A 13,885-nucleotide genomic window follows, 5' to 3' on the forward strand; every position below is an offset into this window, starting at 1 on the left:
TCATTTATTACGCATTCTAGAGAAAGGAAAAAACATGAATAACTACTTCGAAAATATCCCAGCCATAAAATATGAGGGTGCAGAATCGACAAACCCTCTTGCCTTCAAGCACTATAATCCGAAAGAAGAGATTGGTGGGAAAACGATGGAAGAGCACCTGCGCTTTGCGGCGTGCTATTGGCATAATTTCTGTTGGGATGGCGCTGACGTATTTGGCGCTGGTACGTTCAATCGACCTTGGCTTGCAGCGGGCAATCCTATGGAGCGTGCCAAGCAAAAAGCCGATGTGGCCTTTTCTTTTTTTGAAAAGCTAGGCGCACCTTTCTACTGCTTTCACGATATTGATGTCGCACCTGAAGGTGAGTCAGTCAATGAATACATTCGCAATCTTTCAGAGATGACAGATGTGCTTGCGCGTAAGCAAGACGAGACGGGTATGAAGTTACTTTGGGGTACAGCAAATGTATTTAGCCACCCACGTTATATGTCTGGCGCTGCAACAAACCCGAACCCAGAAATATTCACTCGTGCCGCAACCCAAGTTTATCACGCCATGAATGCAACAAAGACGCTTGGCGGTGAGAACTATGTATTGTGGGGTGGTCGAGAGGGCTATGAAACACTGCTAAATACAGATCTTAAACGAGAACGTCAGCAATTTGGTCGCTTCATGAATATGGTTGTTGAGCATAAACACAAAATTGGTTTTAAAGGGCTATTGCTCATCGAGCCAAAGCCGCAGGAGCCTACTAAGCATCAGTACGACTACGATACGGCTACCGTACATGGGTTCTTAAAAGAGTTCGGGTTAGAGAAAGAGTTTGCGGTTAACATCGAAGCGAATCACGCCACACTTTCTGGGCATTCTTTCCACCACGAAATAGCGACAGCGTTTGCGCTAGATATTTTTGGTTCCATTGATGCGAACCGTGGTGATCCGCAATTGGGCTGGGACACCGATCAATTCCCTAACTCGGTAGAAGAAATGACTCTTATTTGCTACGAGATATTGAAAAATGGCGGCTACACATCAGGGGGCTTTAACTTCGATACCAAATTACGACGCCAAAGTTTAGATGCTGAAGATTTGTTTTTAGGCCATATAGGTGGCATGGACACCTGTGCGCTAGGTTTAAAGAAAGCCTATGAAATGCTTTCAAATGACATACTCTCAGAGAATGTGAAAAGTCGCTATGCTGAATGGGATTCAGCCTTGGGGCGTAACATTCTAGAAGGTAATATGTCTTTAGCATCCTTAGCTGAACATGCACAAACCAATGGATTAGAGCCTAAGCCGGTTTCTGGTAAACAAGAGGGCTTAGAGAATTACGTAAACCGAATTATTTATAAATAAATTGGTGTGAAAACGTAAAAAAGCTGCCAAATGGCAGCTTTTTTCTTTTAGACGAGAAGCCTTAGAAGAAAAACACTTAGCCTAGAACGGTTTATGACATGTTGTTCTAACCCATACTTACTACACCAATTAGAAACTCCTACCTAGTGGTACGCAGCCACTTGCGTCAACTCACCGTTGTTTAGGGCGTTTCATGCCAAAGCGCTTAATAACAAAACGCTTGATAATAGAGCTTAGTGCAAACCGCATTCACCAAATGAAGCACAAAAAGCGCAGCGGAATCGACATTCGATACCGTGCGCGTTCAGTTTGATTTAGGTATCACCAAGCAGGTCTACTGTGATAACGCGTTAATAGCACCTAGCACATATACCAAAGGGGCGTTCCAATTAATGGCAATCTCATTGGTAGAAAAGCTGCACCAATCGTCAATGTAGGAGTCTGCTGGTTTAAGGTAGGGGTAATCGCATTCATCTTGACGCCCGGCATGCGGACCACCTACCAGCATGCCGGGTATGGGCGCTATCACCCCATCGCTTGCTGATATGCGATGATGTGGCGACATAGGCGTGAGGCTTCCATAGCCCGTAACAAAGCTATAGCCGGTTGGGTTCATACCGAAAATATAAGAAATGCTGTCGTAGACGGCATCTTTATATTTAGCATTGCCGTTGAGTTCGTAGGCGGTTAATAGAATTAAGGCTTTATTCAGCAGCACACTATTACTCCCCCATACAAAATCATCTTCTTGCATTGGCACTAAATAAGGTGAAGTGGGTATCTGCTCGGTAATATTCTCTGCCAGCTTAATAAAAGCAGATTCTAGCCGAGCAAATTCTGAAACTGACAGCATATCCTGCGCATTCTTTAATAATGAAATGAGGCCTAATGTTTCAACATCGGCCCACCCAGGTACACCAAAATTCACTTCATTATCTATAATCGAGCTGAGGTAGAGGGTATTCCCTGTGGCAATAAATAACTCGGACGCCGCCCAGAAAAACTCGTCAACAAACTTGTCATCGCCATACTCGCCGCTTTGTACATCGTCAGGTTGAACATAACGAACATCTGGGTTGAGCACAGCCCATTGCCAAGCGGCTTCAGCCTGTAGTAACCATTGGTTGGCTATATTAGGTGCTAGGTCTTTATAAATACGGCTCGCCGTGGCCATGGTAGCGGCAAAATCTAACGTTGCGCTCGTCGATACACCAATCATAAAGCGCTGCGACTTATCTTCATGGGGCATCTCTATACCCGCCCATTCCAGCGTAGTGAGTTTGTGAAAGACAGCGCCGTCATGTCGCTGCATACTCGCCATCCAGTCTAGGTTCCATCGTAGTTCGTTTAGTAAATCGGCAACGTCATCACCTGATTCTGGGATAGCGACGTCTACTGCTTGATAGTATTGAGGGAAATGTTCGTAGGCAGCAAGTAGTGTGTAAGTCGCAATGCCAGCATTAACACTATATTTCCCGTAGTCGCCTGCATCATACCAGCCCTTTTCAGAGGACAAAGTGGTAAGAGCATCCATTGAAGAGGTAGTTGCAGAGTGGTGCACATTTACTTGAGTATCCGGATGACCAACTGGTCGTTTCCATTGCCCTGCATATTCTTCGCTTAGCGCCATACCAGAACGATTAAAATAGTAGGACTTTAATGCAGCGCGAAGGGCGTCGTCATAAATGGTTGGGCTTATTGAAAATGGCAAAGAGGGCGGTACACCTTCAACGTCTATGTAAAACTCTCCAACATCATCGAAGTCACTAAAACGGGCTAATTTTAAATATGGGTCATTACTGAGCTCCCACACCTTCAACTCTTCCAGCTCTCCTTGATAGACAATGTCATCGCTTGTTGCGCGTTTTATTACAAAGTTGCCTGATGTAGAGGTTGGCACTAGGGCATGCTTTTTCCCACTTGGCAGGTATCCCACCTGATTAAGTTTAATACTCAATGGTTTTTCTGAACGGGCTTGTTGAAATTTGGATTTGCGATTGTCATCTGAACATCCGGTCATAAATAAGCTAGTCAGACCTGCGAATAGCAAAAGTAAAAAGGTTCGGCTTTTAAAACGCAAACTAACAGATAAAAAACGATACATGAGAGACCCTAGTGTTATATAGTTTTTAGTTGTTACATTTTTGTCAAAATGCAAAGATATGTCGTCTTTCTAAAGGCAGTAAACGTAAAAATAAACGCTTGATACCTGTATTTAAACGAATTTAGTCATGTTTAGTTGAAGGCTAAGAAAAAACATTCTATTTACACGCTTTAGGTTAATTCGCTTCTTGCGTCACGGTATTGAACACGTTATAAAACAATAAAAAAGTGTTTGGTTATTAATGAAAGCCGTTTTATTTAACATACATGATCTGGTGTTGCTATTTACTGTTTTTCAGTGTCTCTTATTTGCTCTTTTCTTGGTAACACTTAAGCGTGGCAAAAGAAAAACACATTTATTGCTTGCCGCCTTTTTGCTTTCACAAGCTGCAATTCCTTTAGATAATCTCATCAACTTTGGTGAAATGTTCCGGTCTACGGCTTTGTCTTTTTCACCTAACCTATTCTACTCATTCGGGCTAGCTTACTGGGTTGAAGCGCCATTATTACTTTTTTACATTCGAAGCCTAATATACAAAGACTACCAATTTAGACGTTATGACCTGCTTTTCTTGCTGCCTTTCGTTGCCTATAGCATTTATTTCGCGAATACCTGGTGGCTAGAAGAAGAGTTAGTAAAAATTGCCGCATTGCAGGGAGATACCATTGCTAATACTCCATTCGAAGAACGGGCAATACATTTTTTCCGTGAAGCCTTTCGAGTGGCATGTGGCGTGCTGTGTTTAATAGAACTGAATAATTACCAGAAGCAGTTGAAACAACAAGTAGCAGAAACGGAGAGTGTCGATTTGACGTGGTTAAAAGCGCTGGTAGTGGGCTTTTTAATCGTCAGAGTTGTGGCAGTATTAACAGCGCTTGCCATTATCTCCGCGTATGAATTGGGAGTCTACATCGACCATGAATTTTTAGGCCTAAGTTCAAACTATGCTGTCTTGTTAATGATATCTGGATTGATATTCTTTAGTGCGGGGTATTCCACCATATTTAGAGGCATTGACAGTAAACTGACTCCTGCAGCGACAAAAGAAAAGCCGAAAATCGACCTTCGCCAGGTTGATAAAATTACCCGATATATGCGTTTGAATAAACCCTATTTAAACCATTTGCTAACATTAGAAAATCTTGCCAACCAGCTGGATATTCCACCACGGGTGCTGTCTCATATTATTAATCATCATTTTAATAAAAACTTTTTTGAGTTTATTAATCATTACCGAATAGAAGAGAGTAAATTGCTATTGGAAAGCGAGTCGAATCGCCGGGCGACTATGCTAGATATAATGGATTCTGCGGGCTTTAACAGTAAAGCTACGTTCAATACATTTTTTAAGAAATTGACGGAGAAAACACCTACTCAGTATCGAAAAGACTACTGGGAATAGACGGCAACACTTTCGTCGCTGCATAGCTAGGCAACTGAGCAGCATGGGTTAAGTGACATGAACGTCACTTGAACCATGCTACTTTGTCACTAACTGCTACTTTACATTAAGTTGTGCAATAAAGTGTGCATGTTCGGGAAGTAAAGACGCTGACTTATTTATTACACTTGCAATGTGGCTAAGTCGCTCATCAATTAATGAAGTACTCATTCTATCGACTAGCGGGTGGTATCCTTCACTTCGCAACCCTTGTCCATGCATAACGGCAAGCCAGGATGTCTCATTAAATAACTCATTGTCTATGCGGAAAATGCGGCCTGAGTCTTTGTACAATTGCACTTTTTGCTCCAACGACTCACTCAATGATATGTTGCGACAGTAACGCCAAAATTCACTATCGTTTCTTTCTGTTAAAGCATAGTGCAACACAATAAAGTCTCTAATCTGTTCAAACTCTTTTGTGGTTTGCCGGTTGTACATATCAATGTCACTTTGACAAAAACGGTTGCTAGGAAAGAGTGTCATCAATCGTGCTATCGCAGATTGGATCAAATGCAGTCCGGTAGACTCTAGTGGCTCAATAAATCCAGCTGATAGCCCTATACCTAAACAGTTTTTTATCCAACTTTGAGGACGCATTCCCGTTTTCCAAGCTAAGAAGTTGGGCTCAGCTAAAGGTTCTCCTTCTAATTGTGCCATCAGATCATCTAGCGCGGCTTCTTTTTCAGTAAATTTACTCGCGTACACATAACCATTTCCAATTCGATGTTGCAACGGAATTCGCCATGTCCAACCAGCGTTTTTTGCTGTTGATTGGGTGTAAGGTTTTAACATGCTATCGGCAGATTTACACGGGATAGCAATGGCACTATCACAGGGCAATAGGTCACTCCAATCATTAAATGTTGCGCCCATTTCTTTTTCCAAGAGCAAGCTTCGAAAACCACTACAATCAATATAAAACTCACCATCAATACAGTGCCCGTTCTGAAGCGTTAGCGTATTGATATGACCATTTGGGTGCTTGGAAACCGCTTCGACTTTGCCCTTGATATGCCGAACTCCGCGCTTTACTGCAAAGTCGCGTAAAAAGTTAGCGTATAAAGTACTGTCAAAATGATATGCATAGCTCATATTGGCTAGGGGAGAATTGTTCTGCGCATTAACCTTGCCAAACCGCCCACTTTTAGCCGCCATCGCTTCAATTGAATACGAACAAAGATCCCCACCCGCACCTTCATTGAATCGCTTGAGCCAAAAATGATGAAACGGCAATGCTTCCATGTTAATACCGAAGGTGCCGAAGGGATGAAAATAGGCGTGACCTTTGCGCTTCCAGTCTTTAAATTCGATACCGAGCTTGTAAGTCGCGTTAGTGGCACGGATAAAGTCCGCCTCATCGATACCCAAAATTCGGTTAAATAGCGTAATTTGAGGGATGGTCGCCTCACCCACAGACACCCCTTTAATGTCCTCGCTTTCAATAAGCGTGACACTATATTTTGAGAGGTCTAACACCTTGCTAAGTGTTGCTGCGGTCATCCAGCCTGCCGACCCGCCGCCTACAATCACGATAGACTTAATAGACATTGATTGAGACATAACTACCTCATAACGTTATAGGTATGCCACGTTTGTGACATACCTGATTTATTCTCAAAACGGTTAAAAGGTCCCTTTGGCGACCAAGCTTATTCGGCGGTCGTTAACAAACCACGACCGACCCACTTGATTCCCTTCTGCATCAACTTGCATAGAGGTACGAGTGACCGTATTGCTTAAATTCGTGCCCTGCAAACCCAATTCTATATTGTCTGAGAACCGGTAAAAAAACGAACCATCAAGCTGTCCATTTGCCTCATTGAAAATAGGAAGCTGAGTAATGACATCTTTTGTGGTTAACAGGTATTCGGAGCGCCAATTATAAGCTAGGCGAGCGTTAAACCCGTTCTTCTCATACATAGCAACAATGTTCACGTTGTCTTTGGAAAGCCCCTCAAGCGGTAAGTTATCAAAGGCAACGCCTTCCCCTTCAGAAGAGTCTGGCTTGTCTGGCGATAACCCAGGATTCGGTGAGCCCTCATCTTTCACATACGTGTAGTTAAATTGAAGTCCAAACCCACTCCACGCGCCAGGTAAAAAATCAAAAAACTGCTGATAAGCAATCTCCACACCTTTTACACTGCCTTCATCGCCATTAGTGGCGCCATCAACTTGAACGACTTGCGTCACGCCATTATTCTCATAAACGCGATCGGTGGAGCCGTTTATAAAGTAGTTACTTAAATCTTTATAAAAGAACGATGTGGTTAACGAGCCAACGGTTTCTGGAAAATACCATTCAAAAGCGAAGTCGTAGTTATTGGCTTCCATCGGCTTAAGAAAGGGGTTACCAGATTTTGCGGTATAGCGTTGGTATTGCGCACTGGTTATCTCTCTATCGTCGCCTTCACCTGAGTACTCAATCTGCAAATTATCGCCCTGTATTTCAACGTAATTGCGAAGGTTTCCAAGATCAGGCAGCGCAATGGCCTTAGAGTAACCAAAGCGCAATAGCATATCGTCGTTCAAATTCAGTTTGAGATTGAAGCTGGGTAGTAATTTACTGTAATCACTCACTGCTGTTTGTTCCGTTGAGGCAGCATTACCGAACGCGGCTTGATCAGATGGTAAAAAGTTTTCAGGATCATCATCTTGAACAGCTAGATTATCGGGGAATGTAATAAACCCATCCGTCTCATTTTCAATTTTAACGTAGCGTGCCCCCACATTACCGCTGAAAAAGAGCCCTTTAACTTCCCCCTCGAAATTACCTTGTATGAAAAAGGCGTTATTCGTTTCAGTAGTTTCGTTTATCTCATTGGGTAAAAAGTCACCTATAGCACCTGGTCTGCTTGCTAACGCTACCCAGCCTGGCATAAGGCTTGCGAATGTGGACTTGGCATCACGATAATTATCGGCAACCGACTCATTAGGAAAAAGAAAGGTATTGCCGCCAGGTGTCGTCAAAACACCCCCCCTTGCGAAGTCGTCGAATGACACGGCTTCGTATAAATCTCCTAGCCCTGCGCCAAGTTCATCACCTTGGGCATCGAACCAAGCATTGCCGTTCCCCGCCCACGCCTCAGACAACCAGCCCCAGTTAAATGTGGATTGGCGGGTGGTTTGTTGTCTTTTGGCATAACGGGTGCCCACTTTTACAGATGTAAATAAACCGTCTTCGAACGTATATTTAGCATCTAACGCTACGGCCGCTTCATCGCCCTCGTTGGCCGAAACATGGTCCATCGCACTGCGCCAAAAATAATTATAAGGGTTGGTGAAATGCGTTTCGTCGTTGGCGTTAGCGGGGTCGGTTAAAAATATATCAGGGGTGCTGTCTCCGTTATTGGTAATTCCAACCACGGTACGAGTGGCGCCCATTACCGAGAAATCAACAATATCTGAGGTTGACTCTACGTATTGCAAATCCGCGCTAAACGCCCACTCATCATTAGGGCGGTAGCGCACATTTAATCCAATATCATCTACCACGGAATGTTGCTCTCTGGCACGTGTAATCATTGCGTGTTGAGCACCGAAAATGCCGCCGGGCTGACGCTCGGCATCATTTCCTCTCCAACCCGCGTTAGACGTAATTAATCCCGATTCGAACAAACCCTGCTCGTCGATATCAAAAGTTGTACCCTCTGCTGGCACAAGGTCATTTATGACTGCATCATCTGCCAGTTCAATAGCGCGCTCGGTCCACGACAAAGATGAATCGGAGCGTATAAACTGTGCCGTAGCGAGTATGGTGTCATCTACGTTTTCCCATTGGAGCGCTGCTGCTAGCCCTTGACGCTCTCGAAGGTCTTGTTTCCGGGTTAAACGAGTGGTGCGAGGCACCATGACACTTTCGCCATCAACTAAGTGGTTTTGTGTTTCAAATCGCCCTACTTGGGTACCGTCCGATTGCGCTTTAAGTGTGGAATCTGAAAAGTTTAGCAGCAAGCCCCATTTGCCATAGTCACTTTCAAACACATCCGAATACAATGCAGAAAAGGTTGGGGTAGTTTTCTCGATAAAATCGCTATAGGTGGCATCGGCTGAAAACGCTAAAATACGCTTGTCACTATCAAAGGGTTTGCGAGTGATTAAATTTACGGTACCCGCAATACCTCCTTCAATCATCTCTGCCGATTGATTCTTATACAACTCTACGCCGCCCATTAATTCAGGAGGAACATCCTGAAAACTAAGTCCTCTTCCAGAGTCGGCAGTAAAGGTATCGCGACCGTTAAATTCACTTCTAGTGTGGGTTAACCCCCTGACCACAACGCCACTTCCTTCAACGCCGAAATGGTCTGGGTCGTTGGCGCCCGCAAAACGTTCAATGGAAACACCAGGTAATCGAACGATAGCTTCCAGCACACTCCTATCAGGCAATGCGCCAATATCCTTTGCTGATATTGCATCAAGAAAGGTATCACCGTAGCGCTTAAGTAATTGTGCGTCTGCTAAGTTTTCCTTTATACCTCGAACCTCAATGACCTCAACATCTTCTACGTCGTCGCCAGTCTGGTTTTTTTTAACGTCTTCTGAGGGTAAATTCGACTGCGCAAAAGCGAGTTGGGGTTGGAAAGCTAATAGCGTACTTAACAGGGCGCTGGATACAAGTGAGAGTTTAAAGCTAGGCTTTCTCACTGTATTAGTTATTGTTGATTTATTATGTGTTTTCATTTTTTTTCCCTAGTCACATTTCCAATAAACACCGAAGTGCTTAATCTCCATTTAAAAAATAACAACATAAATACAACAATTCGCCCAGCATAGTCGCGATTGGCTAATTTGAACGCAAAAATTTACACTAATGTAAGGTTTTGAATTTAAACTTATGATTTTATTAGTTTAAATTTTGGGTTTAAGTTTGTGTAAAACGCATAGATGAACGCCTTTAAAATTGATAGAGGCAATAAATAAACATATTTGTTACATTTATTTATCATTATGATGGGTTGGGAGTGCCGGTTTCATTGGGGTTGCAGCGTATAGGGCGCAACGTAGGTTTATTTATTGCGCTTTCTCGTAAAGTAGCAGTGAACTGAACGTTCAAATACGCAAAAGTGACATTGGTTTGACGATTTTTATTTTTCAAATGGTTAGCGTAATCATCCCTTAGGACAAGACATGAGACATTTAAATTCATGAATCGAATAATCAAAAAACTGCCTGAGCGAATTCTTATATCCGCCTGCTTTTTACTTACTTCCCACAGTCATGCTGAAACACTGCCATTTCAAAACCAATCGCTGCCGGTTGAGACTCGTGTCGCAGATTTAGTTGACCGCTTAACCTTGGAAGAGAAAGTGAGTCAATTATTTGATAAGTCAGCAGCAATAGAGCGCCTTGCCATTCCCGAATACTATTGGTGGAACGAAGCATTGCATGGGATAGCAAGAGCAGGTAAAGCAACCGTATTTCCTCAAGCTATTGGTATGGCGGCGACCTTTGACGAGCCTCTTATTTATCGTATAGCATCTACAATTTCAGATGAAGGGCGTGCTAAGCACCACGAGTTTTTACGAGAAGATACCAATGCAATGTACGGAGGCCTTACTTATTGGTCGCCTAATATTAATATTTTTCGCGATCCTAGATGGGGCAGAGGCCAAGAAACTTACGGAGAGGATCCGTTTCTAACTTCTCGAATGGCGGTCAATTTTGTAAAAGGCCTTGAAGGTCAGGATCCCACCTACCTTAAGTCGGTCGCCACGTTGAAGCATTATGCTGTTCATAGTGGCCCGGAAGTTTCTAGACACAGCGACGATTACGCAGCGTCTGAAAAAGATTTAACGGAAACCTACCTCAGAGCATTTGAAGACACGATTGCAGCTACAAATATATCATCTGTAATGTGCGCATATAACCGAGTTAATGGTTCGCCTGCTTGTGGTAGTGAAGCGCTTCTTCAAAATACGCTACGAGATAAATTTAATTTCTCCGGTTACGTTGTTTCAGATTGCGGCGCTATTGCTGATTTTTATGATGAAAATTCCCATCATGTAGTGGACAGCCCTGCTCAAGCAGCCGCGAGTGCCTTAAAATCAGGTACAGACTTAAATTGCGGAGACCATCACGGCAATACATTTAGCTATCTAATAGAAGCCGTGGCAGAAGATTTGGTAGAGGAAAGTGATATTGACCAAGCGCTTACCCGGCTACTTACTGCACGCATGAAACTGGGAATGTTTGATAACAGCAGTACACATGCATATACCAAAATGCCTATGTCAGTGGTTGGGTCGAAAAACCATCTTGAATTGGCACGAGAAGCGGCAGAGAAATCCATGGTTTTACTTAAAAACGATGGTGTGTTGCCTTTGAAACGCAATAGTAAAATAGCACTTATTGGGCCGAATGCTGACAATCCCGCCATACTTGTGGGTAATTATCATGGCACACCCGTGCAGCCGGTCACGCCGAAAGAAGCCTTTTCGCAGGCACTGCCTTCAAACCAAATTGGTTACGCGCCAGGAAGCAGTATAACTGAAAACATTTTTACGCATTTTAGTCCTGTCCCTTCCAGCGTTTTCACTCATGTAAATATGCAAGGCGAATCAAAACCAGGTTTAGTTGCTAAGTATTACCCATCGAGTCATTTCAATCTTCAGCCAAGCAAACGGCACGTTGAAATGAACATCAATTTGAAGAGCGAAGACATACCTTTCAACAAAGCATCAAATCAAGAATTTGCAGTGCGATGGACGGGAAAAATTACCCCTCAAGAATCTGGTAATTATTACTTTAAAATGAAAAATGTAGAGGTCTATCTAGACGGTGAGCTTACAGACGAAAGCCGCTATCTTGAAGCAGGCAGGTCTTATGACTTCAAAGCTGAATCACTTATTCGGCGTTTTTGGCACAGCAATGTGATTGAACCAGAGATCAGCTTCAACTGGTTAATAGAGGATAAAAATTTAGATAGTGAAGCGCTTAGGGTGGCAAAGGAATCTGATGTTATCGTATTTGTCGGGGGCATTAGCGCGGAATTGGAGGGGGAAGAAATGCCTCTTGAGATTGATGGGTTCTCCCATGGGGATAGAACGAATATCAAATTGCCCGAGAGCCAATCATCACTACTAAAAGCGCTTCATAAACTAGGCAAACCCATGGTTATGGTTAACATGAGCGGAAGCGCAATAGCGCTAAACTGGGAGGATAAAAACCTCAACGCTATTATTCAAGGCTTCTATCCTGGAGAGCAAACTGGGCCAGCACTACTGAACCTTCTTTATGGTGATACCAGTCCTTCCGGCCGACTACCGGTAACCTTTTATTCTTCGGTTGACGACTTACCGGACTTTAAAAATTACAATATGGTAAATCGAACCTATAAGTATTACGAGGGAACCCCGCTTTATCCATTTGGTTACGGTCTTAGCTATGCAGACTTCCGTTACGATAAGCTAAAGATCACTCGCTCTGAAAAGGGTCTTAATATTGCTACCACGTTATCTAATAAAAGTGATATCAGTGCTCAAGAAGTTGTTCAAGTTTATCTTGGAATGCCCGATGCACCCATTCGTACGCCTCAGCGAGAGTTGGTCGCCTTTAAGCGTGTAAACTTAGCGGGTGGGGAAAGTCAGTCAGTGAAGTTCACCATTAATGAATCGCAACTTGTTTATGTTGATGAGCAGGGGCAGCGCCAACCTTATAAGGGTAAATTACTCGTGACGCTTGGTGGAGGACAAGGTGTGAAACGTAGCGATAACGTTGTGCAACACAGCATTAATCTTCCCTAATATTATGTTCGTTCATCCATAGTAAATGGATGAGCGAGCATACTTGTTATATTGCAGCAGTCAGTGCCATAGTTATGGCACTGACTTTTTAATCAGCATTGAAGCACCCTTGTAGTTTGTCCATTAATACAATAAGTTGCTTTGCTTCAGCTTTCGACATGCCATCTAGTTTACATAACATTTGTGCGGGAACATCCCGTGCTATTATTTTGGCATCTTGCCCCGATTTTGACAGCATTACTCGGCGTACCCGTTTGTCCAGTTCATCTTTAACCACGCTTAACAGCCCTTTTTGCTCTAGTTTTTTTAAAATCAGCGTCATAGCACCGCCATCTATCACAGTTTTATCCAACAATTCTGCAATGGTGACGTTAGATTGTTCCCACAAGGCCATCATCACTACGTACTGTGGATACGTGATATCAAGGCTTTTAAGCAATGGGCGATAGGCACGAGTAAATGCATTAGACAGCGTGTAAAAGCGGTGGCACAACTGGCTTTCTAATTTAAGCGTATCGGGCGCAAGTTCATCAAGTTTAGCTTCATCAGACATGAGCGTTCCTAGAGGAGTTAAAAAGCATGAATAATATTTTGCATGCAAAGGACTTGATCTGCAAGCGGCATTGGTGTTAATTTAGTTTGTATGCAAAATAAGTTGCATTTACTTTCTATTAGATATTTTCATTACGCGATTTCATTACTGGGCTTCAATAAAGAATGCTCAAGTTGAGCGAAGCAAACGAGGATTTATACAATGCATACACTTCAACAAGTGGTTTATACCGGTACAGCAACTGCAACAGGTGGTCGTGAGGGAACAGCAAAATCAAGTGACGGAAGCTTAGATGTTACCCTTTCAACACCAAAAGCATTAGGTGGAGCGGGTGGCAATGGCACTAACCCAGAGCAAATGTTTGCAGCTGGCTATTCAGCGTGTTTCATTGGTGCACTAAAGCATGTTGCTGCGGCTGAAAAAATTAAATTGGGCAGCGATATAAGCGTAACTGGCGATGTATCTATTGGGCCTATCGAAGTCGGTTTTGCTATTGCAGTAAAACTAAGCGTCGATTTAGGTGATATGGAGAAATCTGTAGCAGAAAGCTTAGTGGCTAAAGCGCACCAAGTATGCCCATACTCAAATGCCACACGTGGCAATATTGATGTGCAAATTTCAGTAGCCTAGACATCTTAATACCTTTCTTCCGCTTGATCATCTGTGTAGCTGCAAAGGCAAGGGAAAG

At 43.3% G+C, this 13,885-nt stretch carries 8 protein-coding genes; 4 read left to right on the top strand and 4 right to left on the bottom strand.

Annotated elements, in window-relative coordinates:
* Positions 1-34: 34 nt before the first annotated feature.
* The gene (xylA, locus tag AVL57_RS04170) at positions 35-1,354 is read left to right on the top strand and encodes a xylose isomerase (RefSeq protein WP_057793657.1); all 1,320 of its coding nucleotides are present in this window, start codon (positions 35-37) and stop codon (positions 1,352-1,354) included.
* 334 nt (positions 1,355-1,688) lie between these two features.
* On the opposite strand, the gene AVL57_RS04175 is transcribed toward xylA, so the two are convergent.
* Entirely contained in the window at positions 1,689-3,458 is a 1,770-nt protein-coding gene (locus AVL57_RS04175; protein ID WP_057793655.1) for a glycoside hydrolase family 9 protein, read from the bottom strand.
* Positions 3,459-3,699: 241 nt separating this feature from the next.
* Here AVL57_RS04175 and AVL57_RS04180 point away from each other — a divergent pair, with 241 nt between their 5' ends.
* On the top strand, positions 3,700-4,860 hold the full coding sequence (locus AVL57_RS04180; RefSeq protein WP_057793653.1) for a helix-turn-helix domain-containing protein: 1,161 nt from the start codon (positions 3,700-3,702) through the stop codon (positions 4,858-4,860).
* Between the two features lie 96 nt (positions 4,861-4,956).
* On the opposite strand, the gene AVL57_RS04185 is transcribed toward AVL57_RS04180, so the two are convergent.
* Together AVL57_RS04185 and AVL57_RS04190 are read right to left on the bottom strand one after the other, a co-directional pair.
* Positions 4,957-6,462: a tryptophan halogenase family protein gene (locus AVL57_RS04185; protein ID WP_057793650.1), complete on the bottom strand. Its 1,506-nt coding sequence runs from the start codon at positions 6,460-6,462 to the stop codon at positions 4,957-4,959.
* A 63-nt stretch (positions 6,463-6,525) separates the two neighbouring features.
* Positions 6,526-9,582 carry a TonB-dependent receptor gene (locus AVL57_RS04190; RefSeq protein WP_082604963.1) on the bottom strand — a complete coding sequence of 1,019 codons (3,057 nt, stop codon included), beginning with the start codon at positions 9,580-9,582 and terminating at the stop codon, positions 6,526-6,528.
* A gap of 464 nt (positions 9,583-10,046) precedes the next feature.
* On the opposite strand from AVL57_RS04190, the gene AVL57_RS04195 reads away from it, so the two are divergent.
* Positions 10,047-12,644, top strand: a complete 2,598-nt coding sequence (locus AVL57_RS04195; RefSeq protein ID WP_057793648.1) for a glycoside hydrolase family 3 C-terminal domain-containing protein — start codon at positions 10,047-10,049, stop codon at positions 12,642-12,644.
* An 88-nt stretch (positions 12,645-12,732) separates the two neighbouring features.
* Here AVL57_RS04195 and AVL57_RS04200 read toward each other — a convergent pair whose 3' ends face one another.
* Positions 12,733-13,197 carry a MarR family winged helix-turn-helix transcriptional regulator gene (locus tag AVL57_RS04200; RefSeq protein WP_057793646.1) on the bottom strand — a complete coding sequence of 155 codons (465 nt, stop codon included), beginning with the start codon at positions 13,195-13,197 and terminating at the stop codon, positions 12,733-12,735.
* Positions 13,198-13,398: 201 nt separating this feature from the next.
* Here AVL57_RS04200 and AVL57_RS04205 point away from each other — a divergent pair, with 201 nt between their 5' ends.
* Positions 13,399-13,827 (top strand): organic hydroperoxide resistance protein, encoded by a 429-nt coding sequence (locus AVL57_RS04205; protein WP_057793643.1) that lies wholly within the window; start codon positions 13,399-13,401, stop codon positions 13,825-13,827.
* Positions 13,828-13,885 lie beyond the last annotated feature (58 nt).

This window comes from Alteromonas stellipolaris, from assembly GCF_001562115.1.
Taxonomy (GTDB): domain Bacteria; phylum Pseudomonadota; class Gammaproteobacteria; order Enterobacterales; family Alteromonadaceae; genus Alteromonas; species Alteromonas stellipolaris.

Coding starts and splice junctions, on each gene's coding strand:
- AVL57_RS04195 (WP_057793648.1), top strand. CDS start 10,047: ATGAATCGAATAATCAAAAAACTGCCTGAGCGAATTCTTATATCCGCC.
- AVL57_RS04185 (WP_057793650.1), bottom strand. CDS start 6,462: ATGTCTCAATCAATGTCTATTAAGTCTATCGTGATTGTAGGCGGCGGG.
- AVL57_RS04190 (WP_082604963.1), bottom strand. CDS start 9,582: ATGAAAACACATAATAAATCAACAATAACTAATACAGTGAGAAAGCCT.
- AVL57_RS04180 (WP_057793653.1), top strand. CDS start 3,700: ATGAAAGCCGTTTTATTTAACATACATGATCTGGTGTTGCTATTTACT.
- AVL57_RS04175 (WP_057793655.1), bottom strand. CDS start 3,458: ATGTATCGTTTTTTATCTGTTAGTTTGCGTTTTAAAAGCCGAACCTTT.
- xylA (WP_057793657.1), top strand. CDS start 35: ATGAATAACTACTTCGAAAATATCCCAGCCATAAAATATGAGGGTGCA.
- AVL57_RS04200 (WP_057793646.1), bottom strand. CDS start 13,197: ATGTCTGATGAAGCTAAACTTGATGAACTTGCGCCCGATACGCTTAAA.
- AVL57_RS04205 (WP_057793643.1), top strand. CDS start 13,399: ATGCATACACTTCAACAAGTGGTTTATACCGGTACAGCAACTGCAACA.